A 24,719-nucleotide genomic window follows, 5' to 3' on the forward strand; every position below is an offset into this window, starting at 1 on the left:
AACGGTCTGTATATAAAAGTCTACATCATAAAAGAAGCACCCCGGCTTTTGGTCGGCCGGGGTGCATTTTCAACAGTTTACTTCACGTTCGCGCCGACAACGCTGTCCCAGCCGCCGGTCACGGCAGCCTTGTTGGCGTCGACTTCCTCGAGTGTCGGGAAGATGGCCTTTTCATAGGCTGCTGCCGGCGGCAGGCTGTCGATCAGTTCCTGCGGAACCTTGCCGGCCTTGACCATGGCGTTGAAGCGGATCGGGTGGCAATAACCCTTCAGCCAGCCGAGCTGACCGTCGTCGGAATAGAGATGCTCCATCCACAGCTTTGCAGCGTTCGGATGCGGCGCGTAAGCGGAAATGCCCTGAACGTAGACGCCGGCCAGAACACCCTTCTCAGGAACGACAACTTCCGTTGGCGGGTTGTCATTCAGCGTCTTCTTCCAGGAAAGGGCGTTATAATCCCAAGCGACGATGATCGGGGTCGCGCCCTGCGCCAGCGTGCCAGCCTTGCCGATGACCGGAAGGAAGTTGCCTGCCTTGTTGAGGTCGGCGAAATACTTCAGGCCGGCTTCACCGGCTTCCTTGCCAGACTTTGCGCCGGTGGAAAGACCGGCGGCCAGAACGCCGAGGATGGCCTGGTTGGAAGCGCGCGGATCGCCCGCGAGCGCTACCTGCCCGGAATATTCCGGCTTCTGCAGGTCGGCCCAGTCCTTCGGAGCGTTATTGACGAGGTCCTTGTTCACGAAGAAGGACATCACGCCGTAATAGTCGCCGTACCAATAGCCTTCAGGATCCTTGACGTTGTCGGGAATTTCGTCCCAGGTGGAGACCTTGTAGGGCTGCAGCAGGCCTTCGGCCTTCATCTGCGGGCCGAAGGCGAGGCCGACATCGATGACGTCAGGCGCCTGCGGGCCCTTATTGTCCTTGTTGGCCTTCACCGCTTCCACTTCATCGGCGGAGCCGGCGTCGGGGTTCAGTTCGTTGACGGTGATTTCCGGATATTTCGCCTTGAAGGCGGCAATCACGTCGCCGTAACCGCACCAGTCGTGCGGCAGCGCGATCGTTGTCAGCATGCCTTCCTTCTTGGCGGCGGCGATCAATTCGGCGCTCGGCTCAGCGGCGGCGATGGCGGTGGACGCGATGACCAGCGCAGTGGTCGTAGCAAGCAGTCGGCGGCAGTGAGAGATCACTTTTTTCTCCTCTTCGTGTTCTCATATTGCGGACGCTGATACGGATTCTCGATGAAGCTAATGTGACGGCTGGATTGCAATCTATTTATCCGGATTCCGTCACTTTACGCCCCTTTTCCGCCATCGTCAGGCTTTTTTTCCTGCAATTGCGGGAGTATCCTTTCATTATCCGTGGTGGCCAAATGTGTTCCCCAGCGTGGTTTTTATCCTGTTTTATCGTGCTGGCAGCGATGACAGGTATCCAATCAGCGTGCGGCATCCGCGTCAAGCAAGTTGCCGGCTATGTAGTTTCATGTTTTGTCCGGCCTGCGGAACAACCGGGTCTGTTCGAACAGGCCTTCCAGTGCATTCATGCGTTCCCTGGTTTCATCCCAGGCGCGGTTCTGGACCGCTTCGATCAGCGCTTCGACCACAAACAGCGTGACGACCGAGGAATCCCATGCTGAGGGCGCTTCGATCCTGACGCGGAAAATGTGCAACGCGTGGCGCGCCACCGGCGATGTCCATTGATCGGTGAAGAGAATGATCTGCACACCGTTCGCCTTGGCCACTTCGGCCAGCGTCGTCATGTCGTGCTCGTAGCGGCGGATGTCGAAAATAACCAGCACGTCGCCGGCGCTCATGTTCAACATATATTGCGGCCAGGCGCTGGAATTGGACGACATCAGCGTCGTTTTCGGCCGGATCACCTGCATGTGGGTGAAGAAATATTCGGCGATCGCACCGGTAATGCGCCCGCCGACGAAATAGATGCTGCGCTTGCGGTCGGAGAGCAGCGCTGCGGCATTGTCGAAGACGGCGGTGTCGAGATCGCTCAGCGTGTCGCGCAGATTGCCGGTGATGGCATCGGCGAAACGGTTGAGAATGTGCAGGCCCGGCGCATTGGTTGCCCAGCGGTCATGTTTGGCGACGGGGCCGGAGATCGTCGCCTCCAGCTCCTGATGCAGATGCGCCTGAAATTCGGGATAGCCCTTATATCCGAGCTTCTGCACCATGCGCGCCACCGTCGGTGTGGAAACACCGGCATTTTCCGCAATGGTGGTGATGCTGCCGAGGCCGGAAACGGGGTAGTTGCCGAGCAGGCTCTCTGCCAGCCGTTTTTCCGAACGGGTCAGTGCGTCGTAATGGGCATGGATGACATCCGACACGGTCGCCGTCGTGCTGCGCAAATTTTTCCCCTTCCGGTCTTCTGCCGGTACATGGCTAAAATAAACATCCGCGCCCGCTATCGAGTCAATGGGAAAATGAAGAGAAAATTTCAAAATTCCATTTGACACTCGCGATAATGTGAAGAATTCTTTTCGACATTGACGGAGCGACGGGGTTTCCGGGCGGGGTTCGTGCATGACGGTGCGGTCACGGTTTTTCACAGAAGCGGAAGGGCAGGCCGTCGGCATCGAGAATGCGGCGGCGAAGGGCGACGTCCTTCTCGTCTGCGAACATGCGTCCGCTGCCATGCCACAAAAATACGGAACATTGGGCCTTTCGCCGGAGGTGCTTTCGAGCCATGTGGCCTGGGATCCGGGCGCTCTGGCAGTTGCCCGGCTGCTTTCGGAAAAGTTTGACGCCACGCTTGTCTACCAGCGGTTTTCGCGCCTCGTCTATGATTGCAACCGGCCGCCCGAATCGCCTTCCGCCATGCCGGTGAAAAGCGAGATTTACGATATTCCCGGCAATTTCGATCTCAGCGAAGCGGAGCGGTTCGCCCGCACCTCCGCGCTTTATGTGCCGTTTCATGACCGGGTGAGCGAGATCATCGCCGCGCGGCAGGCGGCCGGCCGTAAAGTGGTGGTGGTGACCATCCACAGTTTCACGCCGGTTTATCACGGCCGGTTCCGAAAGGTTGAGATCGGCATCCTGCACGATGCCGACAGCCGTCTTGCGGATGCGATGCTGGCGGGCGCGGAAGGCTGCTCGCTCACGGTCAATCGCAACGATCCCTATGGCCCGGAAGACGGCGTGACGCATACGCTGCGACTGCATGCGCTGCCGGACGGGCTTTTGAACGTCATGATCGAGATCCGCAACGATCTCATCAGCAGTGAAGGAGAACAGGCGGAAATCGCCGGGTTTCTCCATGAGCTTATGGGGAAGGCGCTCTCATCAATCGATGAGTGAGGGAGCTATGGCCGGCCGATGGTGAAAACACCGGGGCCGGCCGATAGATAAGACTGCCGCCATTTTATAAAAACCGGCCATGCAGCCGAAAAAACAAAGCGGCAAGGGAACAGCAAGTGCGTGCGGCCAATCGCGGGAGACACCCGGGTGAAGCCGGAAACTGGGGCACAATCGGCCAATAATGGCTGACTGGCTTGTTTTTTTCTTATTCAGGAGAGAAGGGCATGGACAGTTCATCGTCAGGCGTCAGCTACAAGAAGGCTGATGCATCCTATTTCGAAAAACGCGGACTATCCCGTTATGCGGGCGTATGGTCGCTCTGGGCGCTTGGCGTCGGCGCGGTCATTTCCGGGCATTTTTCCGGATGGAATTTCGGCTTTTCCACCGGCGGCTGGGGCGGCATGCTGGTGGCAGGCATCATCATCGCCATCATGTATCTCGGGCTGACATTTTCGATTGCCGAAATGAGCCCGGCCCTGCCGCATACGGGTGCGGCCTATTCCTTCGCCCGCACGGCCATGGGGCCATGGGGCGGCTTCATCACCGGGCTTTGCGAAAATGTCGAATATGTGCTGACGCCGGCGGTCGTCGTCACCTTCATCACGGCCTATGTGAACTCCATTCTCGGCCTCGATCCGGCCTATTCACCTTTCGTGTGGATCGTTTTTTATGCGATTTTCCTCGGGCTCAACGTCTTCGGACTTGAGCTTTCCTTCAAGGTGACACTGGTCATCACGCTGATTTCGCTTGCCGTTCTGGTGTTCTTCTGGATCAGCGCCATTCCCAACATCGATTTTTCGCGTTTTGCGCTCAACATCGGTGTCGGACCTGACGGCAAGGCGGTGGAACTGCCGGAGGGTGGCGGTTCCTTCTTCCCCTTCGGTTTTTCAGGCGTTCTCGCCACTTTGCCTTTCGCGGTCTGGCTGTTTCTCGCCATCGAGCAGTTGCCGCTGGCGGCTGAGGAATCCGTCGATCCGAAACGCGACATGCCGAAGGGAATCATCCTTGGTATGGTTACGCTGATGGTTTCGGCCTTCATGATCGTGCTGCTCAACCCGTCGCTGCCGGGCGTCGGCGCCTTCCATCTCAGTTCGTCGCTTGAGCCGCTTTTGGACGGTTTCAAGGCGATCTATGGCGATGGCGGCGTGGTGGTGCTCGGTCTCGTGGCTCTGACGGGCCTTATCGCCAGCTTCCATACGATCCTTTATGCGCAGGGCCGCCAGATTTATTCGTTGTCGCGTGCGGGTTATTTCCCGACCGTGCTGTCCATCACCCACTCGAAATACCGCACGCCATACGTGGCCAATATCACCGGCGCCATAGTCGGACTCGCGGTCATGCTGGTCATCTGGTTCTCGCTGGGTGCGGAGCAGGGCGGCAGCATCATCGGCAGCGTGCTTCTGAACATGGCCGTGTTTGGCGCGATGTTCTCCTATATCATGCAGGCGATTTCCTTCATTCTTCTGCGCAAGAACCTGCCGCATATCGAGCGGCCGTTCCGGTCGCCCTTCGGTATTCCGGGTGCGGTGCTGACGATCATCATCGCCATCGTCACGCTGCTTTACCAGATCCAGGATCCGAACTTCACGAAGGGCGTGCTCTGGGTTGCCGTCTGGTTTGCTGTGGCGATTGCCTATTTCGGCCTCGTCGGTCGTCATCGCCTCATCCTGTCGCCGGAGGAGGAATTCGCGCTGGAGCACAAGCAGGCTGCCATGGCAGCGGCGGCTGCAAAGGCCTGATGCTCAAACAAACGGGCGGCCTTATACGGCCGCCCGGTCACGACAATAAAGGGAACGGATAAAATGACGAGCTATACATTCGACGCGCTTAAGATGGATGTCGCTGAGGGGCGCATCGACACGGTTCTGGCCTGCCTTGTGGACATGCAGGGGCGTCTGATGGGCAAGCGGTTTCAGGCCGAGTTCTTCGTCGAAAGCGCCTTTGAGGAAACCCATAGCTGCAACTATGTGCTTGCCACCGATATGGAGATGGAAACCGTTCCCGGCTATAAATCCTCCAGCTGGGAAAAGGGTTACGGCGACTACGTTCTGAAACCCGATCTCTCGACGTTGCGGCGTGTGCCATGGCTGGAAGGCACGGCGCTGGTGCTGTGCGACGTGCTCGATCATCACACCCATGAAGAAGTGCCGCATTCGCCGCGCGCGCTGTTGAAAAAGCAGGTGGCGCGGCTTGAGGCGATGGGGCTGAAGGCCTTTATGGCGACGGAACTGGAATTCTTCCTGTTCGACCAGACTTTCGACGCGGCGCGCGCCAGCGGTTATAAAGACCTGAACCTCGCCAGCGGTTATAATGAGGACTACCATATCTTCCAGACGACCAAGGAAGAAGACGTCATGCGGGCGTTGCGCAAGGGCCTGCAGGGTGCGGGAATTCCGGTCGAGAATTCCAAGGGCGAGGCCTCTGCCGGCCAGGCGGAAATCAATGTGCGTTATGCCGAGGCGCTGACTATGGCCGACCGGCACGCCATCATCAAGAACGCCACCAAGGAGATCGCCTGGTCGAAGGGCAAGGCGGTGACGTTCCTTGCCAAGTGGAACTACAATGCTGCCGGAAGTTCTTCTCACATCCACCAGTCGCTGTGGAGTCTGGATGGCAAACCCGCTTTCCTCGACAAGGACGCCGAGTATGGCATGTCGCAGTTGATGCGGCACTATGTTGCCGGGCTTCTCGCCCATGCCAGCGAGATCACCTATTTCCTGGCGCCCTACATCAATTCCTACAAACGTTTCATGGCCGGTACTTTTGCGCCTACCAAGGCGATCTGGAGCCTCGACAACCGTACCGCCGGATATCGTCTCTGCGGCGAGGGAACGAAGGGCATCCGCATCGAATGCCGCGTCGGCGGTTCCGATCTCAATCCCTATCTCGCCATGGCGGCTTTGCTTGCGGCGGGCATTGACGGCATCGAAAATAAACTCGAACTTGAGCCCGCTTTTGTCGGCGACGCCTATGGCGGCAAGGACGTGCGCGAGATACCCAAGACATTGCGTGACGCCACCGCCTTTTTGGACGGATCGAAAATGCTGCGCAGTGCCTTTGGCGACGATGTGATCGATCATTACGTCCGCGCCGGGGCGTGGGAACAGGAAGAATACGACCGCCGCGTGACCGACTGGGAAGTGGCGCGCGGTTTCGAACGAGCCTAATCATTACGGGAAAACATCATGACCATGATCCAGAATATCTCGCCCATCGACGGCTCGGTTTATGCCGAACGGGAGGCGATGTCGCTGGAGGCGGCGCGGGCCGCCGTTTCGAAAGCGCGCAAGGCGCAGAAAGACTGGGCTCGACGCCCGCTTGAGGACCGCGTTCAGCTGGTTCTGAAGGGTGTCGCGCGACTCAACGAAATGGTTGATGACGTCGTGCCGGAACTGGCGCATATGATGGGCCGTCCGGTTCGTTATGGCGGCGAATTCAAGGGCTTTAACGAGCGCTCCAACTATGTCGCCTCTATTGCCGCCGATGCGCTGGCGCCGCTCGTCATAGAGGAAAGCGGCAATTTCGAACGCCGCATCGAGCGTGAGGCGCATGGCGTCGTCTTCGTCATCGCGCCGTGGAACTATCCTTACATGACGGCGATCAACACCGTGGCGCCCGCTTTGATGGCCGGCAATACGGTCGTCATCAAGCATGCGGCGCAGACGCTGCTGGTGGGCGAGCGCATGGTGCGGGCCTTTGTGGAGGCTGGTGTGCCTGACGATGTCTTCATCAATGTCTTCCTCGACCACGGTACGACCTCGGCGCTGATTTCCGAGGGCCTGTTCAATTTCGTCAATTTCACCGGTTCGGTGGAAGGCGGTCGCGCCATCGAGCGCGCCGCTGCCGGCACCTTCACCGGTCTCGGGCTTGAACTCGGCGGCAAGGATCCCGGTTACGTCATGGAGGATGCCGATCTGGACGCCGCCGTCGATACGCTGATGGATGGTGCGACCTATAATTCCGGGCAATGCTGCTGCGGCATCGAGCGTATCTACGTCAATGAAAACCTCTATGACGCCTTTGTCGAGAAGTCGGTCGCGTGGGTTTCCAATTACAAGCTCGGCAATCCGCTGGAACAGGAAACGACGCTCGGGCCGATGGCCAACAAGCGTTTTGCCAAGGTGGTGCGGGCGCAGGTGGCCGATGCCGTCTCGAAGGGGGCCAAAGCACTGGTCGATCCGAAGCTATTCCCTGCCGATGATGGCGAAAGCGCGTACGTCGCGCCGCAAGTGCTCGTCAATGTCGATCATTCCATGGAATTCATGACCGAAGAAACTTTCGGTCCGGCCGTTGGGATCATGAAGGTGAAGAATGACGACGAAGCCATCGCGCTGATGAATGACAGCAAATACGGGTTGACCGCCTCGCTCTGGACGCAGGATGCCGCCCGCGCGGGACGCATTGGCCGTGAGATCGAAACCGGCACCGTGTTCATGAACCGCGCGGATTATCTCGATCCTGCGCTTTGCTGGACCGGCGTCAAGGAAACCGGCCGTGGCGGTTCACTTTCCGTCCTCGGTTTCCAGAACCTGACCCGCCCGAAATCCTACCATCTGAAGAAAGTCACGAAATGAATATCGTCGCCAACTGGAGCTATCCCACCGCCGTCAAGCTTGGCCGTGGCCGGATCAAGGAACTGGCGGAAGCCTGCAAGACGCTCGGCATCAGGAAGCCGCTTCTCGTGACGGATCGCGGCCTTGCCAATATGGCGATCACCGCGCATGCGCTCGACGTGCTGGAAGAGGCGGGTCTCGGCCGGGCGATCTTCGCAGAGGTCGACCCAAACCCGAACGAAATCAACATGGAAGCAGGTGTTAAGGTTTATCGGGATGGCGGTCACGACGGTGTCGTGGCCTTCGGCGGCGGCTCGGGCCTCGATCTCGGCAAGACCATCGCCTTCATGGCCGGGCAGACGCGCCCGGTCTGGGATTTCGAGGATATCGGTGACTGGTGGACCCGGGCGGACGCTTCCAAGATTGCGCCTATCGTTGCCGTTCCGACGACGGCGGGCACGGGTTCGGAAGTCGGCCGCGCCAGCGTCATCACCAATTCGCAGACCCATGTAAAAAAGATCATCTTCCATCCGAAGCTCTTGCCGGGTGTCGTCATCTGCGATCCGGAACTGACGGTCGGCATGCCGAAGGTCATCACGGCGGGCACGGGCATGGATGCTTTCGCCCATTGCCTGGAAGCCTATTCCTCGCCGTTCTATCATCCGATGAGCGCCGGCGTGGCGCTGGAGGGGCTGCGGCTCGTCAAGGAATTCCTGCCGCGCGCCTATAAGGACGGCACGGATATCGAGGCGCGCACCAATATGATGGCGGCGGCGGCGATGGGGGCGGTTGCCTTCCAGAAGGGTCTCGGCGCCATCCATTCGCTCTCGCACCCGATCGGCGCTGTCTACAACACCCATCATGGCATGACCAATGCCGTCGTCATGCCGGCGGTGCTGCGGTTCAACCGCCCGGCCATCGAAGACAAGATTGCCCGCGCGGCCGCCTATCTCGGCATTTCCGGCGGCTTCGACGGCTTCTATGATTATGTGCTGGAGCTTCGCAGGGAACTCGGCGTGCCGGAAAACTTGACCGCCATGGGCATCAAGCCGGATCGCATCGACGAACTGGCGGCGGAAGCGATCAAGGATCCGAGCTGCGGTGGCAATCCGGTGCCGATGACGCTCGAGAATACGAAGAAGTTGTTCGAGGACTGCTTCTGAATAAAGACTTGGCATTCGCCGGGCTTTTAAGGGTCGAGCGGGTGCCGCGTGTTTCTTCTCCCCGCCGGGGAGAAGGTCGCGGCAGCGGGATGAGGGGGCGAGGGTAGAGATATACCGAGAGCCGGCCCCCTCATCCGACCCTTCGGGCCACCTTCTCCCCGGCGGGGAGAGGAAATGAGCGGCAATGTCGTGTCCTGCATTAGGACAGCCAAGATACTGCCTGTAATTCATGAAGCCCGCGATAGCAATCGCGGGCTTTTTGTTGCGCCGGATAACCGTTCTTAGCCTTTTATTAACCCTGTTCGTTAAGATTATGGAAAGCACCATGAAGACGTCGGTGCGTGAATGAGCATGAAACGGCTCTGACCAACAGGGGGTATCATGTCAGTCATCACTTTTGCCAATACCAAGGGCGGTGCCGGGAAAACCACGGCCGTGCTGCTTCTGGCAACCGAACTGGCCCGCAGCGGCCATCGCGTGACGGTTCTGGATGCCGATCCGCAATTGTGGATTTCCCGGTGGTACGATCTGTCCGGTTCGGTAGAAAATCTGGCGGTGATTTCGCATGTGACGATGGCTTCGCTTGAGGCGCACATTCGCGAGAACCGGGCCAATACCGACTGTTTCATCATCGATTTGCCAGGCGCGAAAACGCCGCTTCTGACCATGGCGCTTGGTATCTCCGATCATGTGCTGATCCCGGTTCAGGGCTCGGCCATGGATGCCCGGGGTGCTGCTGAAGTGCTCGATCACATCGAATTCCTGAACCGCAGGATGGGCAAGGAGATCGCCCATTCCATCGTGCTGACGCGGGTGAACGCCATGGTGGCGACGCGTTCGCTCTTGCTCGTCAAGATGCTGCTGGCGGAAAAAAACGTCTCCGTGCTCAACACGGCGATCGTCGAGCGGGCGGCCTATCGCGATATTTTCGATTATGGCGGCACGCTTCTCTGTCTGGATGGCAAGAAGGTCAGCAACATCGACAAGGCGGTTGAAAATGCGGCGGCCTTTGCCGAGGAAGTCATCAGTCTCCTGCCGAAAAGACTTCCAAGGCGCGTTGCGCATCTGGCGCGTTTGGTGACCCGCAGGGCTGCCTGACTCGGTTTTGCGATTCCCCGCTCGTTGCAGGGAGAATGCGACTTTGGATGAAATTGGCTTCCCGCAAAATGTGGAGGAGAGGCGCCGTTAAGAGGCGCTTCCTATGGCCTCCTCACGGCGCGAAATTTTTCGCTTGATTTGGAAATGATCGTTTCCTATATTCCGCTCATGAGCAATTTCAGCCAGTCCAATTCCCCGGAACAGCGTCATCGCGGCCGGCCGCGCGAGTTCGATCTCGATCGTGCGCTTGACGGCGCGATCCGGGTCTTCTCGCGGCGCGGCTATCACGCGACCTCGGTTGGCGATCTCACCGATGCGATGGAACTGGCGCAGGGCAGTCTCTACAAGGCATTCAAGGACAAGAAGGCTGTCTTCATCGCCACGATGGAACGCTACAGGATCGTGCAAACCGAACGTTTCGAAGCGGCGGTGGCCGGTGGCGAGACCGGTTATGAGCGTCTGAGAGCTGGGCTGATGTTCTATGCAGAACGGTCGCATGGCGGTGTGGGCTCGGATGGGTGTCTGGTGGTTGGTGCCGCTGCCGATCTGGCCGCCCTGGATGACGACATTGCCGTCGTGGTCGAGCGGGCCGTGAAGGCGAGGGAACGGATCGTCGCTCGCATCATCACCGAAGGGCAGAAGGATGGTTCAGTGCAGTCGAAGGCCGACCCGGATGATCTCGCCCGGGCGATGCTATGCATGATGTACGGCATGCGCGTGGTGGGAAAAACCGGGCGCAGCCTCAAGGACATGGTGGCCGTGGTGGATATAGCCATGAAGCTTGCCGATTGATTTTGTGACTATTTAGGAAACATTCGTTTCCATATTGGAGAAAATGATGACGACGCGTGTAATTGATGGGGATGATGTTGAGGCAACATCCATTTCCCCGGCTCTGACGTTTTTGCTGGCGACAGCCTGCGGGTTGATCGCTGCCAATCTTTATTATGGACAGCCGCTAGCAGGCATCATCGGGGCGGAGCTTGGTCTTTCCGCGGGTGCTACCGGCCTGATCGTGACGTTGACGCAGATCGGCTATGGTATCGGCCTGCTGTTCGTCGTGCCGCTCGGTGATCTCATCGAAAATCGCAAGCTGGTGGTCAGTTCCGTCTCGATGGCCGTGCTGTCGCTCGCTGCCGCGGCGTTTGCCCCGCATGCGGCGCCGTTCCTGATCGCGGCCTTTCTGGTTGGTGTCAGTTCCGTGGCGGTGCAGGTCATTGTTCCCTATGCCGCTCACATGGCGCCGCATGCCATTCGCGGCCGGGTGGTCGGCAATGTCATGAGCGGGCTGATGGCCGGCATCATGCTGGCGCGGCCGGTTTCCAGCCTGCTGTCGGAAGTGGTGTCCTGGCGCGGCGTCTTTCTAACGTCGGCAGCAGTCATGGCGCTTCTTGCCGTGGTGCTTTTCCGGCTTCTGCCCGTCCGTATGCCCGAAGCGCGGCTGAGCTATGGCGCATTGATGCACTCCATGGGCAGGCTTGCCCTGCACACGCCGATCCTGCGGCGGCGGGCGATCTATCACGCCTTTCTGTTTGCCGCCTTCAGCCTGTTCTGGACCACGACGCCGCTTTATCTGAGCGGGCCGCACTTCAATCTCAGCCAGGGTGAGATTGCGCTCTTCGCACTGGCCGGTGCGGCGGGCACCGTGGCCGCGCCGATTGCCGGGCGGATGGCGGATCGTGGCTGGACGCGTGCGGCCACCTTCTTTGCCTTGGCGGCGGTGGCGCTCTCCTTCGCCGTCACGCATCTTGCGCCCGAAGGCTCGCATCTGGCGCTCGCCATTCTGGTCGTCGCAGCCATCGTTCTGGATTTCGGTGTCACCACCAATCTGGTGCTTGGCCAGCGCGCCATCTTCACGCTCGGAGCGGAATTCCGCAGCCGCCTGAACGGCATCTATATGGCGACGTTCTTCATGGGTGGTGCCATCGGTTCCGCCGTCGGCGGCTGGGCCTATGCAGTCGGTGAATGGCAGGCCGCCTCGTGGATCGGCTTCGCCTTGCCGGTAGCGGCGCTCCTGTATTTCCTGACGGAAAAGCGCGACTGAAACACCCATAACAAAAAAAGCCCGGCGGATCACACCGCCGGGCTTTCTGTTTTCTTGCGCTCGATTATTCGGCGAATTCGACCACGACGCCGGGGCGGACCATTTTCGCCAGCTCGGTTGCATCCCAGTTGGTCAGGCGGATACAGCCGTGGCTGTTGGTCTTGCCGATCTTGGACGGTTCCGGGGTGCCGTGAATACCGTAGGTCGGCTTAGACAGGGCAATCCAGACCGTACCGACCGGGCCGTTCGGACCCGGCGGGATCTGCAGGATCTTGTCGTTCTGGCCCTGTTTGAAGTTGATCTTCGGATTATAGGTGTAGCCCGGATTGAGCGCGACGCGCTCGACCGTATGCGTGCCGCTCGGTGAAGGCGTATCCGTGGAGCCGATGGTGGCGGGATAGGCGGCAATCAGATTACCGTCCTGACCATAGGCGAAGACCTGCTTGATGCCCTTATGGGCAACGATGCGGGCAACCTGCCCCTTTTTCGTCTCGCCCGGATTGACGACCTTGATAATGGTGCCGGGTACGGAGAAATCGATGCCGGGGTTCAGCTCCTTCAGGTAGTTCTCATCCATGTGGAAGCGTTCGGCGAGCGCTTCCGAAGTCGAGGTGAAGGAGAGGGCAGGCAGCTGCGATTTCTCGGCATAGTCGTCCGGGATGGAGGCGACATAGGGGCCGGCGGCGTCGGCGGCGGTGATGGTGTAGTCGACAATAGGCATACCGCCGGAAGCGCGCAGGCGCTCCAGAATATCGTCGGAATTGTTCGGATCGAGCTTTTCGCCGGTCATGTCCTGCCAGGCGGCAATCGCCTTGTTGACGTTGTCGCCCATCTTACCGTCGATAACGCCGGGCGAGATGCCTTCACGGTCGAGGAAGGTCTGGAGCGCAACGATTTCCTGGCGCGAGCGATTGACCGGCGTTGTCACCGGCGTGTGGCGCTCGATCAGGTGCTCCGGCTGCGGAACCGCGGCCGTGGTGCTTTCGCCCGGCATCGGCTGGCCGAGCGGGCCGCTTTCAACCGCACCGGGTGCGGGAACGGAGCCGGTGTAGAAATTCTCGTCGGAGCCGTCGCCGCGATATTCGCGGTAATCGCGCACGCTGCCATTGTCCTGGTAGCCGTAGTCGCGTTGCGGCTCACGATACCGTCTGCCGGGGGCGGGCGGATAATAGGTGGTGTCGCGCTGGCGCGCCTGTTGCCGCTGCGGGTAGCCGGAGGGCATTTCGGTGGCGAGGAGATTGCCATACTGGTCGTAAAACACCGTGCGTCCCATCGCGTCGCGGCTGATGACGATATCGCCGCGTTCGGGAACGAAATCGAGCACGCGACCGTCCGGCGTCACCAGAACCGGCTGCTCATAACCATAACGCTGCTGCGCGCCAGCCTGTAGCGGGGTGAAAACCGACGCCACGGCGACCGTCAAACCCAGAGCTGCGTTAAGAAACTGTTTCACGATTCTGCTATCCCTTGCTTGTTCACCGATAAACACACCGCAATCTTGACCCTATTGTGAAAAAGGTGAATTCGCGGTTAATGCAATCTTAATTTCCGTCACGGTTAGTAGCGTTTCCGTGAACCATGCGTTTTTGCTGCCACAGGGAGGTTGTCTTGCGTTCATTTCAGGCCGGCAAATCGCCACGCATTTTCCTTGATGAAACCTCCGTTTTTGATATCGGCTCCTGCGTCGTCGATGGCATCGACATCGCGCCCGGCCGCGCCATTCCCGACGATGGCGATGCGCGCATCGACCACTCTCTGGAAGGCTTTCTGTTCACCTGCGGCCCCGACCATATCCGCCATCCCGAGCCGTTAGATGGTGACGATGAGGGACGTCGATATCCGCTGCATGGGTCCTTTTCCTCGCATCCCGCGACGGTCATTGCGTTCGATGTTCAAGAGTCCAATGCGCTGGCGCGCGTTGAGGTTCCCGTGAAGCTTGCCGATGGTGGCACCGCACTTCTCGAACGGACGTGGCGTATCGACGGCGAAAGCGGTGAAGTCAGTCTCGACGACCGGATCGTCAACACTTCCGGGCGGCCGATCCCGGTGTTCCTGATGTATCACATGAATATCGGCGCGCGGCTGTTCGACGATGCCGTGCGGCTTGAGGGCGCGATGCTGCATGGCGGCGGCCATGGCTGGCGTTTCGGCGAAGAGCCGGGCAGCGTTTTCTGCGTTTCTGCCGGCAATGATGACTGGGCGGAACTGAAGCTCGGTCCGGTCGCGGCCATCGGCGGGAAGACGCTGACCGTGCGTTTCCGTACGGAAACGCTGCCCTATCTGCAGATGTGGCGCAATCAGCAGGCGCCGGCCAATGTGCTCGGCATCGAGCCGGTTTCGCATCGCTGGGTCGGGCGGAGCGAGCTTGAGGCTGCCGGCGAGTTCAATATTCTCCAGCCGGGCGAAAGCCGTTCCTTCGGCCTGCGCTTTTCCATCCTCTGAGCCGTACCGAATGAAGATCGCCCGTCATTGACGCCGCGGTTTTGACCGCTTACATCGGATGCGGATTTCAAGGGTGACGGCCAGCGGAGGCATGACATGGATATCAGGCGCATTGACGACGAATATTCGGTAACGGGACAGATCAGCGTCGCCGATCTCGACGAGATCAAGGCGCTCGGCTTCAAGTCGCTCGTCTGCCATCGCCCTGACGGCGAAGAAGACGGCCAGCCGCTTTTTGCCGATATTGCCGAGCGTGCCGAGCAACTTGGCCTCACCATCATGCATGTGCCGGTTGGCCGCTATGGCGTCGACGCCGATGCCGTTGCCGGCATGGTGGATGCGCTGGATGAATTGCAGCGCCCGATGCTCGGCTATTGCCGCTCTGGCGCGCGCTCGACGGCGATTTACGAAAAGACCCATCACCTGCGCGGCTGATTTTCCGCGCATCTTCGATTTTTAATGCCAATCAACAGGAGTTTTCCATGACCATCAAGCGTATCGAGCCGGGCAAGCGCATGAGCGGCGCCGTCGTTCACGGCAACACCGTTTATCTGGCCGGCCAGGTTGGCGAAGGCACGAGCGTTACGGAACAGAGCAAGTCCGCTCTCGCTGAAGTCGACCGCCTGCTGGCCGCTGCCGGTTCCGACAAGTCGAAGATCCTGCAGACCATCATCTACCTCTCCGACATGTCCACCTTCGGCGAAATGAACGCTGTCTGGGAAGGCTGGATCGACCCGGCAAACCCTCCGGCCCGCGCCACTAGCGGCGCACCATTGGCGACGCCGGACTACAAGGTTGAGTTCATCGTGACCGCTGCTCTCTGAGCAATGGTTTGATTTTTTAAGGAAAGGCCGGGTCGCGGAATGCGGCCCGGCCTTTTTTGATGGGAAATTGCAGACGTTCGTTGCGTCATGCGCGGGCTTGAGTTCTTCACTTCAAAAGCTGGGCAAACGCCTTCTCAAACTGCTTCAACGTCTGCACCCGCTCTTCGAACCACAGTCGGGCCAGATCGCTGGCCGAAGCCAGATCGATGCCGTCAGGATCGATGGAGGTGATTTTCCAGCGTCCGGTTTTGGCACCAGCGAGAACGGCAAGCCGAGCCGCTTCGCCCTTGATGGCGTTGAGGCGGATCGCTTCGCTTTCCGCTACAGCCATCAGTTCTTCTGCGCCTGACAGATCGGTGCGCAGATCGCCGGGTGTGATGGTGCTGGCATTTCGCGCCGGGCCACCATTGATCTGCACGCCTTCCGTCCGCAGCCGGTAGAGCATTGTGTCGGGAAGGGACAGATAAAGTTTCGCCTTGGGGTAACGGGCAATATAGCGTTGTCTCGCAAGCGGCACTTCATCCGGGCTGATTTGCTCCGCCTTGCCGACCAGTGTCAGCCGCGGCAATGTCAGCGCGTCGCCCTTGCCGAAGGGAGCGAGCGTCAGTGAGATGCGTGGGTCCGCCTCCATGTTGCGGGCGTGCAGCGTCAGGCCGGCTGCGAAGAAGAATGGCGTGCCATCCGGCTCGATGCCGATATTGGTTGCGGTCGTATAGGGATAACCGCTGACCGGATCGAGGGTCGCAAGCGCTGCGGTGCGGGAAAGGTGCAGCACATCGCTGGCCACGCGCACGGCCTCGAAAGGTGCGCCCGCCGAGGGCTCGATTTTTGCGCCGCGTGGGGTGATGACGGGAGGGGCAACATCCGGCATGTCGTTTCCTGATCCAAAGGGCTGCTGAAAGAAGTGTGAGACCCCTCCTTCGTCATGCTCGGGGCTGTCCCGAGCATCTGCAACCGATGAACTTTACGATACGTGATTGGATCCTCGGGACAGGCCCGAGGATGACGTCGTGCGAGCGTCAGGATTTACACCATGCCGGAGCCGTGTCCATGCGTAATATCAGCTTCCGGTCCGGATCTGCGTCAGGGTACGCGTCGGTGTGATCGCTTCCGCATCCAGCTTCACCTCGATGATGGCCGGTTTGCCGCTGGACCGCGCCCGCTCGAAGGCGGCGGCGAAGTCTTGCGTTCTTTCCACCGTTTCGCCGTGGCCACCATAGGCCTTGGCAAAAGCGTTGAAATCCGGGTTGACGAGATCGGTGCCGCTGACACGGCCAGGATATTCCCGTTCCTGATGCATGCGGATCGTGCCATAGGTGCCATTGTTGACGAGCACGGTGATGATCGGCAGGCCATAACGCACGGCAGTGATGAATTCCTGCCCGTGCATCATGAAGCAGCCATCACCGGCAAAGCAGATTACCTCGCGCTCCGGGAACAGATGCTTGGCGGCGACGGCCGCCGGTAGGCCGTAACCCATCGAGCCGGACGTCGGAGCCGATTGGGTGTTGAAGCGGCGAAAGCGGTGGAAGCGGTGGAGCCAGGTGGCATAATTGCCGGCGCCATTGGTGAAGATCGCGTCGTCGGCCACATTGGCCTCGATCCAGTCCATGATCGGGCCCATCTGCACCGGACCGGGGCCGGTCTGCGGTGGTGTCGACCAGGTGAGATAAGCTGTGTGCATGGCGGCGGTGCGCTCGGCCCATGCGGCGTTGCCGGAAAGGGTGAGCGAGGCGAGGGCGGCGACGAAATCATCCGGGGCGGCGCAGATCGCCAGATCGGGGCGATAGACGCGGCCAAGCTCTTCGGCTTCGGGATAAATATGGACCAGCTTCTGCGACGGGTAGGGGATGTCGATGAGCGTATAGCCGGAGGAGGGCATCTCCGAGAGACGGCCACCGAGCAGCACCACCAGATCGGATCCCTTGATCTCCTTCGCCAAGGCCGGGTTGATGCCGATGCCGACATCGCCGGCATAGGAAGGGCTCAGGTGATCGAACAGCATCTGGCGGCGGAAGGAGCAGCCGACGGGCAACTTGTGGTTTTCGGCAAATGCCCTGAAGCTCGCCACGCTCTCCTCGGACCAACGGGTGCCGCCGACGATGAAGATCGGCCGTTTCGCTTCGCCCAGCATTTTTGCGAAGGCGGCAATCTGCGATGTGCCTGGATGGGCTTCTACCGGCATGTAGGGCTTTGCCTCGGGCGCTTCGACTTCTTCCACCAGCATGTCTTCAGGCAGCGTCAGCACCACCGGGCCGGGGCGGCCGGAGGTGGCGACGGCAAAGGCGCGGGTAACAAATTCGGGAATGCGGCGGGCATCGTCGATCTCGCCCACCCATTTGGCGAATTCGGTGAAGGCGCGGCGATATTCCACTTCCTGGAAAGCCTCGCGTTCGCGGGCTTCGCGCTGCACCTGGCCGATGAACAGGATCATCGGAATGGAATCCTGCCGGGCGATGTGCAGGCCGGCCGAGGCGTTGGTGGCACCCGGACCGCGCGTCACCATGCAGACGCCGGGTTCGCCGGTCAGCCGGCCCCAGGTGTCGGCCATCATGGCGGCGCCGCCTTCCTGGCGGCAGACCACGGTTTCAATGCCGCTTTCATAAAGCGCATCCAGCACTGCCAGATAGCTTTCGCCCGGAACGCAGGACACGCGGGAGACGCCATTGGCCTTCAGCGCTACGACGATCAGTTCTCCGCCGGTTCTTTTCATGGCGTGGTGGTCCTTTCGATGTTTTCCAGTTCGGCCAGCACCTGCGCCTGATGTTCGCCGAGCTTCGGGCTCGGGCGTTCGTAACGCAGCGGCGTCTGTGACATTATAATCGGTGTGCGTACCCCTGGGATGACGGTGCCGTCTTCCGCTTCCAGATCGACGCGGAGGCCGCGTGCCTGAACTTGCGGATCGGCGAACATCTCCTCGATGGAGTTGATCGGCCCGGCCGGCACGGCGTTTTTCTCGCAGGCGCTCAGAAGATCGCGCTTATTCCATTTCAGCGTTTCGGTGGAAACGATCCGCCGGACTTCCGCTTTGTGCGCCACGCGGGCCTTGTTTGTCGCATAACGTTCGTCATCGGCAATCGCGCCAATCCCGAGAATGGTGCAGAGGCGGCGGAACTGGCCGTCATTGCCGACCGCGAGGATCAGGAAACCATCGGCCGTCGGCACCACCTCATAGGGGGAAATATTCGGATGGGCGTTGCCGAGGCGGACGGGCGGCTTGCCGGAGATCAGATAATTCATGTTCTGGTTGGCGAGCACGGCCGATTGCACATCCAGAAGCGCCATGTCGATATGCTGGCCTTCGCCTGATCGCATGGTGTGGATGAGGGCGGCCTGAATGGCTGTCACGGAATAAATGCCGGTGAAGATATCGGCCACCGCAACACCCGCCTTCATCGGCTGGCCGTCAGCTTCACCTGTTATCGACATGAAACCGGACATGCCCTGCACGATATAGTCGTATCCGGCGAGATCGGCGTAAGGCCCGGTCTGGCCGAAGCCGGTGATGGAGCAATAGATCAGCTTCGGATTGAGCACCCTAAGGCTCTCATAATCGAGGCCGTATTTGGCAAGCCCGCCGCGCTTGAAGTTTTCGATGACGACATCGGCGGTGCGGACCAACCGGCGCACCAGTTCGGAGCCCTCAGGGGTCTTCAGATCGGCGACGATGGAACGTTTGCCGCGATTGGTGGCGTGGTAATAGGCGGCGGAGAGATTTTCCCCATCATCGCTTTCGACGAAGGGCGGTCCCCATGCGCGGGTATCGTCGCCACCCTCGGGGTTCTCGACCTTGATGACGTCAGCGCCCATGTCGGCCAGCATCTGCCCCGCCCAGGGACCTGCCAGAACACGCGCGAGTTCAATGACACGAATGCCTGAGAGCGGCGGTTTCCTGTTCGGCATGGCGGTCATTTGTCCCCCGGAGTTTTCTGCTTGCCGGTTTATAGACCGCTGCCTGCCGCGCCGCATGTGATTTTATCTCATGGACTTATTCCGTTTCGGCAAAGGCGCCTTCAGTCTTTAACGACCCGACCGCACCAGGCGGCGAAATCCGCCGCGACGGGCTGCCAGCCGATCTCGTTCAATGTCTCATGCCGCATTCCCTTGTAGATTGTGTGTTCGACATGACTGAAGCCCGCCTGGCGGAAACGCTCGGCTAGCCACACAATTTCCCTGCCATCATTCGTGGCGGCATCCTGATCGCCGCTTACCAGTAACAGCGGCAGCGTTTTTGGCAGGCGCTCGATGAGTTTCGGCGCGCGATAGGAGAGTTCGAAAACATCCTGCCAGAGCGAAACGCTGGCCTCGAACTGGCAGAGCGGGTCCTCCACATAGGCATCGACAGCCGCCTTGTCGTGGCTCAGCCAGTCGGCATGGGTGCGCCTTTCCGGCATTTTTGCATTCCAGGCGCGGAAGGTCGCCTTCGGCAGGATGGCGCTCGGCACGTCCGATCCCTTCAGCATCTTTTCAAGCCGGAGCACGATCTGTGCGATGCGGCCCATGACGCCGGGATTGAGATTGGAATTCCAGATCGACAGACCATCGAAGGCATCCGGATGGCTGACGGCAGCGTTGAGCGCCACAAGGCCGCCCATGGAATGGCCGAACAGGATCACGGGCAGGCCGGGATGTCTTTCCCCGATCATCACGCGCATCGCCATGACATCGGCAACCACCTTTTCCGCGCCGTCCTTCCAGGCGAAGCGACCGAGAGGCGCATCCGCCGCTCTCGTGCGGCCATGGCCGCGATGGTCATGGGCATAGACCTCGAAACCCTGTTTCGCCATGACATCGGCAAAACGGCGGTAGCGGCCGGCGTGCTCGACAAGGCCGTGGCAGATCATCAGCACGCCACGGGCGGGGGATAGAGCGGAAGGTTGATGACGGAAGGCGATCGATGCGCCGGAAGGGGCTTCCAGCCTCTCAATCTGGCTGAAGGCGAAGTTATCGGTCGTCTCATTCATGGCAGCACCCATCGCCTCGTCACGCAGCTTGTCATAATCATGGGGTCATAATCGTGCCAGAGGTTGCCCCAAGGTCCTATTTACCCTACATAGCGGCAAATTTCCCGATACGTACTCTTAAAAATCCGATGTGGAGCATTCGCTACAATGGCACGTCAATTCATCTATCACATGGCTGGGCTGAACAAGTCCTATGGCGCGAAGAAGGTTCTGGAGAACGTCCATCTCTCCTTCTACCCCGATGCCAAGATCGGTATCCTCGGCCCGAACGGTGCCGGTAAGTCGACCGTTCTGAAAATCATGGCCGGTCTCGACAAGGAATATACCGGTGAAGCCTGGCTCGCCGAAGGTGCGACCCTCGGTTATCTCGAGCAGGAGCCGAAGCTCGACGAAAACAAGACCGTGATGGAAAACGTCATGGAAGGCGTGGCGCACAAGACGGCGATCGTCGACCGCTACAACGAATTGATGATGAACTATTCCGACGAAACGGCGGATGAGGGCGCAAAGCTTCAGGACATGATTGACAGCCAGAACCTCTGGGATCTGGAAAATCAGGTCGAAATGGCCATGGATGCCCTGCGTTGCCCGCCCGGCGATTCGCCCGTGACCGGCCTTTCCGGTGGTGAGCGTCGCCGCGTGGCACTGTGCCGTCTGCTGCTGTCGCAGCCGGACCTGCTGCTGCTCGACGAACCGACGAACCATCTGGACGCTGAAACCATCGCCTGGCTCGAAAAGCACCTGCGCGACTATCCCGGCGCCGTGATGATGATCACCCACGACCGCTACTTCCTCGACAATGTCACGGGCTGGATTCTCGAGCTCGATCGTGGTCGCGGCATTCCTTACGAAGGCAACTACTCCGCTTACCTGCAGGCGAAAGCCAAGCGCATGCAGCAGGAAGCCCGCGAAGATGCATCGCGTCAGAAGGCCATCAGCCGCGAGCAGGAATGGATCGCATCCAGCCCCAAGGCCCGCCAGACGAAATCCAAGGCGCGTATCAAGGCCTATGACGAACTGGTGGAAGCAGCGGAAAACCGCCGTCCCGGCGATGCGCAGATCGTCATTCCGGTTGCAGAGCGTCTCGGTCGCGTCGTCATCGAAGCCGACAACCTCACCAAGTCCTATGGCGACCGTGTGCTGATTGAAAACCTGTCCTTCAAGCTGCCGCCCGGTGGCATCGTCGGCGTCATCGGTCCGAACGGTGCGGGTAAGACGACGCTGTTCAAGATGATCACCGGTCAGGAGAAGCCTGATAGCGGTTCCGTGACCGTTGGTGACACCGTTCAGCTCGGTTACGTCGACCAGAGCCGCGACGCGCTGGCGGGCGACAAGACTGTGTGGGAAGAAATCTCCGGCGGCAACGACATCATCAAGCTCGGCAAGTTCGAAGTGAATTCGCGCGCCTATTGCGGCGCCTTCAACTTCAAGGGCGGCGATCAGCAGCAGAAGGTCGGCAATCTTTCGGGCGGTCAGCGTAACCGCGTTCACCTCGCCAAGATGCTGAAGGCCGGCGGCAACGTGCTGCTGCTCGACGAACCGACCAACGACCTTGACACCGAAACGCTGGCGGCGCTTGAAGAAGCGCTGGAAGCCTTCGCCGGCTGCGCCGTTATCATCAGCCACGACCGCATGTTCCTCGACCGCCTTGCCACCCACATCCTCGCTTTCGAGGGTGACAGCCATGTGGAATGGTTCGAAGGCAACTTCGAAGACTACGAAAAGGACAAGGTCCGCCGTCTCGGCCCGGAAAGCATCAAGCCCGGCCGCGTGAGCTACAAGCGCCTGACGCGCTGATCCTTTTCAGCATCGCTCCAGAAAGGCCCGCCGTAAAGCGGGCCTTTTTTCGTGTAATAAGTGGACATGATCGCGTCCCGAGACACTTTACGCTTGCATCGAACGTCACATCGACATAAAGATATCTTTATATCTTGATTAGCTTGCGAGGCGCGGCAGAGTGGCGTTCGGTCTGGACAAATTGGTGGATCTCCTGAAGGCGGCGGGTGAGACGACGCGTTTTCGCTTGCTGGCGCTTCTTTCGGCCGGCGATCTGACGGTTACCGACCTTACCGAAATCCTCGGCCAGTCGCAGCCGCGCATCTCCCGTCACCTCAAACTTTTGACGGAAGAGGGGCTGATCGAGCGTTATCAGGAAGGCGCATGGGCCTATTTCCGTCTGCGGCAGGATGGTGAGCCTGCGGGCGTCGTTCGGCAGCTGCTTGGCGCCGCGTCGCCGTCTGACGCGGTTCTCCAGCGCGACAGCGAACGGCTTGCCACCGTCAAGCGGGTGCGGGCGGAGCGGGCGCAGGACTATTTCAGCCGCAACGCTTCCGCATGGGACGAGCTGCGCCGTCTGCATGTCAGCGACGAGGCCGTGGAAGGCGCGCTCCTGAAACTGGTGGGCACCACGCCGATCGATTCGCTTCTCGATCTCGGCACCGGCACCGGCCGTATCCTGCAGCTTCTGAGCGGTATCTATCGCCGCGCGATCGGTGTGGATGCCAGCCGCGACATGCTGTCGGTGGCGCGCGCCAATCTCGACAAGGCGGGCGTGGTCAATGCCTCCGTTCGCCATGGCGACATTCTCAATCTGCCGCTCGAGGGACAGGATTTCGATCTGATCGTTATCCATCAGGTCCTGCATTTCCTCGACCAGCCGGAAATCGCGCTTTCGGAAGCTGCACGCATGCTGCGTCCCGGCGGTCGGCTGATCGTCATCGACCTTGCGCCGCATTCCTTCGAATATCTGCGTGATGAACACGCGCATGTGCGGCTCGGTTTCTCGCATCCGCTGATGGAAGAATGGTTGAAGAAGGCCGGGCTTTCGTTGGAGCGCGCCGTCGATCTTCATTCTGAAAAAGCGTCCGACGAGGCTTTGGACGTCACGATATGGGTTGCCCGCGACCAGCGGCTGCTGATGGCAGACGATGTGGCGCAAGAGGCGGTTTTACTTCGCTCCGGGAGGGCATGATATGTTGAGGTCAGAAACCGCACGCCGTGATGGCGACATCCGGTTGTCTTTCGAATTTTTTCCTCCCAAGAACGCCGAGATGGAATCCCAGCTTTGGGAAACGGTCGACGAGCTGAAGAAGTGGAATCCGGATTTCGTTTCCGTCACCTATGGTGCCGGCGGCTCCACAAAAGCGCCGACGCTGGACGCGGTACGCCGTATGATCGCAGACGGCCATCTGCCGACTGCCGCGCATCTGACGTGCGTGGATGCGAGCCGGGATGAGGTGCATCAGGTCGTAGAAGAGTTCCGCAATGCTGGCGTTCGCCATTTCGTGGCGCTTCGCGGCGATCCCTCCACCGGCATCGGCACGGCTTACCAGCCGCATCCGGAAGGGTATGAGAATGCTGCCGCTCTGGTGAAGGGGCTGCGTGAAATTGCCGATTTCGAGATTTCCGTTTCGGCCTATCCGGAAAAACATCCGGAAAGCGCAAGCGAGGCTATCGATATCGACATGTTGAAGCGCAAGGCCGACAATGGTGCGACGCGGGCGCTGACGCAGTTCTTCTTCGATAATGACGTGTTCGAACGTTACATGGAGCGGGTCACGGCGGCGGGCATCGCCATTCCGGTGGTTCCGGGCATCATGCCGATCCAGAATCTCACCCAGCTCAAGCGTTTCGCCGGCCGCTGCGGCACCAGCATTCCCGGTTTTCTGGATGAGCGTTTCGAAGGCTATGACGACGATCTGGAAGGTCGCGCCCGCGTGGCCGCGGAGGTTGCCGCCGAACAGATTGCCGATCTTCAGCGTCGTGGCGTCAATGAGTTCCATCTCTACACCATGAACCGCGCGCCGCTGGTTGACGCGGTGCTTGAAAATCTCGGGCTGGAGCGTCTGCGCCGCAGCGCTGCGTGATTTTACACAGCAGATTACCGATATGAAAAAAGCGCAGGTCCCTTAGGGCCTGCGCTTTTTAAACTCGTGTCATCTACGGTTTTTATCTGCGTTTGGTCTTCACGTCTCGTCAGATGAAAAGCATCATCGCTACGAACAAAAACGCCAAACCGACTGCCAAGGCATTGAGAGATTTTGTAAGTCCCATGGGTGCCTCCTGTTGTTGACAGGTTTGATAATATGACCGTTTTGTGGCGGTTGGAAAGCGGTTTTTGTGATGCAGTGCAGCAAGGCCTGGCATGCCGTAAAAAAGCGTTTTCTGTAATTTATTGAAAATAAAAGATTATTTCTCTATCACGCAGTGCTTCATAAGTTTAAAAAAAGTAAATGACCGGGGTGTTATCCCCAGTCATCAGGTCGAGATTAATGATTTCTGCCTTGATTCCGTCCGACAGATGAAGGGCCGGAAGGCGTCGTTAAGATT

The 24,719-nt window shown here is 59.7% G+C and carries 21 protein-coding genes; 14 read left to right on the forward strand and 7 right to left on the reverse strand.

What is annotated here, in order from left to right:
- Positions 1 to 77: 77 nt before the first annotated feature.
- Complete coding sequence (locus PL597_RS02875) at positions 78 to 1,184, reverse strand: ABC transporter substrate-binding protein (protein WP_077981643.1); 1,107 nt, start codon at positions 1,182 to 1,184, stop codon at positions 78 to 80.
- 290 nt (positions 1,185 to 1,474) lie between these two features.
- Positions 1,475 to 2,353, reverse strand: a complete 879-nt coding sequence (locus PL597_RS02880; RefSeq protein ID WP_142911644.1) for a MurR/RpiR family transcriptional regulator — start codon at positions 2,351 to 2,353, stop codon at positions 1,475 to 1,477.
- Positions 2,354 to 2,528: 175 nt separating this feature from the next.
- Here PL597_RS02880 and PL597_RS02885 point away from each other — a divergent pair, with 175 nt between their 5' ends.
- The 8 genes from PL597_RS02885 to PL597_RS02920 all read left to right on the forward strand — a co-directional run bounded on the left by PL597_RS02885 (position 2,529) and on the right by PL597_RS02920 (position 12,160).
- The gene (locus PL597_RS02885; protein ID WP_142911643.1) at positions 2,529 to 3,302 is read left to right on the forward strand and encodes an N-formylglutamate amidohydrolase; all 774 of its coding nucleotides are present in this window, start codon (positions 2,529 to 2,531) and stop codon (positions 3,300 to 3,302) included.
- A 224-nt stretch (positions 3,303 to 3,526) separates the two neighbouring features.
- Positions 3,527 to 5,041, forward strand: coding sequence for an amino acid permease (locus PL597_RS02890; protein WP_142911642.1), 1,515 nt, complete (start codon positions 3,527 to 3,529; stop codon positions 5,039 to 5,041).
- Between the two features lie 63 nt (positions 5,042 to 5,104).
- A complete protein-coding gene (locus PL597_RS02895) occupies positions 5,105 to 6,469 on the forward strand; it encodes a glutamine synthetase family protein (protein ID WP_271364557.1) in 1,365 nt (454 codons plus the stop codon).
- Between the two features lie 18 nt (positions 6,470 to 6,487).
- A complete protein-coding gene (locus PL597_RS02900) occupies positions 6,488 to 7,876 on the forward strand; it encodes an aldehyde dehydrogenase family protein (RefSeq protein WP_271364558.1) in 1,389 nt (462 codons plus the stop codon).
- A complete protein-coding gene (locus PL597_RS02905) occupies positions 7,873 to 9,018 on the forward strand; it encodes an iron-containing alcohol dehydrogenase (RefSeq protein WP_271364559.1) in 1,146 nt (381 codons plus the stop codon). The genes PL597_RS02900 and PL597_RS02905 overlap by 4 nt, the downstream gene beginning before the upstream one ends.
- 381 nt (positions 9,019 to 9,399) lie before the next feature.
- On the forward strand, positions 9,400 to 10,116 hold the full coding sequence (locus tag PL597_RS02910) for a ParA family protein (RefSeq protein WP_269823677.1): 717 nt from the start codon (positions 9,400 to 9,402) through the stop codon (positions 10,114 to 10,116).
- Between the two features lie 144 nt (positions 10,117 to 10,260).
- Positions 10,261 to 10,908 carry a TetR/AcrR family transcriptional regulator gene (locus tag PL597_RS02915; protein WP_271364560.1) on the forward strand — a complete coding sequence of 216 codons (648 nt, stop codon included), beginning with the start codon at positions 10,261 to 10,263 and terminating at the stop codon, positions 10,906 to 10,908.
- A 46-nt stretch (positions 10,909 to 10,954) separates the two neighbouring features.
- Positions 10,955 to 12,160, forward strand: a complete 1,206-nt coding sequence (locus PL597_RS02920) for an MFS transporter (RefSeq protein ID WP_271364561.1) — start codon at positions 10,955 to 10,957, stop codon at positions 12,158 to 12,160.
- Between the two features lie 64 nt (positions 12,161 to 12,224).
- Here PL597_RS02920 and PL597_RS02925 read toward each other — a convergent pair whose 3' ends face one another.
- On the reverse strand, positions 12,225 to 13,613 hold the full coding sequence (locus PL597_RS02925; RefSeq protein ID WP_271364562.1) for a L,D-transpeptidase family protein: 1,389 nt from the start codon (positions 13,611 to 13,613) through the stop codon (positions 12,225 to 12,227).
- A gap of 155 nt (positions 13,614 to 13,768) precedes the next feature.
- Between PL597_RS02925 and PL597_RS02930 the strand changes: the two genes are divergently transcribed.
- From PL597_RS02930 to PL597_RS02940, 3 genes are all read left to right on the forward strand, one after another.
- Positions 13,769 to 14,602 carry an aldose 1-epimerase family protein gene (locus tag PL597_RS02930; protein WP_271364563.1) on the forward strand — a complete coding sequence of 278 codons (834 nt, stop codon included), beginning with the start codon at positions 13,769 to 13,771 and terminating at the stop codon, positions 14,600 to 14,602.
- Between the two features lie 96 nt (positions 14,603 to 14,698).
- Positions 14,699 to 15,037, forward strand: a complete 339-nt coding sequence (locus PL597_RS02935; RefSeq protein ID WP_269823673.1) for a TIGR01244 family sulfur transferase — start codon at positions 14,699 to 14,701, stop codon at positions 15,035 to 15,037.
- Between the two features lie 47 nt (positions 15,038 to 15,084).
- Entirely contained in the window at positions 15,085 to 15,426 is a 342-nt protein-coding gene (locus PL597_RS02940) for a RidA family protein (protein ID WP_003494829.1), read from the forward strand.
- Between the two features lie 106 nt (positions 15,427 to 15,532).
- Here the strand turns inward: PL597_RS02940 and PL597_RS02945 are convergent, their stop codons facing one another.
- The 4 genes from PL597_RS02945 to PL597_RS02960 form a co-directional block, all read right to left on the reverse strand.
- Complete coding sequence (locus tag PL597_RS02945; protein WP_271364564.1) at positions 15,533 to 16,297, reverse strand: HugZ family pyridoxamine 5'-phosphate oxidase; 765 nt, start codon at positions 16,295 to 16,297, stop codon at positions 15,533 to 15,535.
- 189 nt (positions 16,298 to 16,486) lie between these two features.
- On the reverse strand, positions 16,487 to 18,139 hold the full coding sequence (locus tag PL597_RS02950) for a thiamine pyrophosphate-binding protein (RefSeq protein WP_271364565.1): 1,653 nt from the start codon (positions 18,137 to 18,139) through the stop codon (positions 16,487 to 16,489).
- Entirely contained in the window at positions 18,136 to 19,338 is a 1,203-nt protein-coding gene (locus tag PL597_RS02955) for a CaiB/BaiF CoA transferase family protein (RefSeq protein WP_271364566.1), read from the reverse strand. The genes PL597_RS02950 and PL597_RS02955 overlap by 4 nt, the downstream gene beginning before the upstream one ends.
- Positions 19,339 to 19,439: 101 nt before the next feature.
- On the reverse strand, positions 19,440 to 20,390 hold the full coding sequence (locus tag PL597_RS02960; protein ID WP_271364567.1) for an alpha/beta fold hydrolase: 951 nt from the start codon (positions 20,388 to 20,390) through the stop codon (positions 19,440 to 19,442).
- Positions 20,391 to 20,537: 147 nt separating this feature from the next.
- Between PL597_RS02960 and ettA the strand changes: the two genes are divergently transcribed.
- The 3 genes from ettA (at position 20,538) to metF (ending at position 24,256) form a co-directional block, all read left to right on the forward strand.
- Complete coding sequence (gene ettA, locus PL597_RS02965; RefSeq protein ID WP_077981656.1) at positions 20,538 to 22,187, forward strand: energy-dependent translational throttle protein EttA; 1,650 nt, start codon at positions 20,538 to 20,540, stop codon at positions 22,185 to 22,187.
- A 160-nt stretch (positions 22,188 to 22,347) separates the two neighbouring features.
- Positions 22,348 to 23,361, forward strand: a complete 1,014-nt coding sequence (locus PL597_RS02970; protein ID WP_077981657.1) for an ArsR/SmtB family transcription factor — start codon at positions 22,348 to 22,350, stop codon at positions 23,359 to 23,361.
- 1 nt (position 23,362) lies between these two features.
- The gene (gene metF / locus PL597_RS02975; protein WP_269823666.1) at positions 23,363 to 24,256 is read left to right on the forward strand and encodes a methylenetetrahydrofolate reductase [NAD(P)H]; all 894 of its coding nucleotides are present in this window, start codon (positions 23,363 to 23,365) and stop codon (positions 24,254 to 24,256) included.
- Positions 24,257 to 24,719 lie beyond the last annotated feature (463 nt).

Source organism: Agrobacterium sp. ST15.13.013 (assembly GCF_027956525.1).
GTDB classification, from domain to species: Bacteria; Pseudomonadota; Alphaproteobacteria; order Rhizobiales; family Rhizobiaceae; genus Agrobacterium; species Agrobacterium salinitolerans.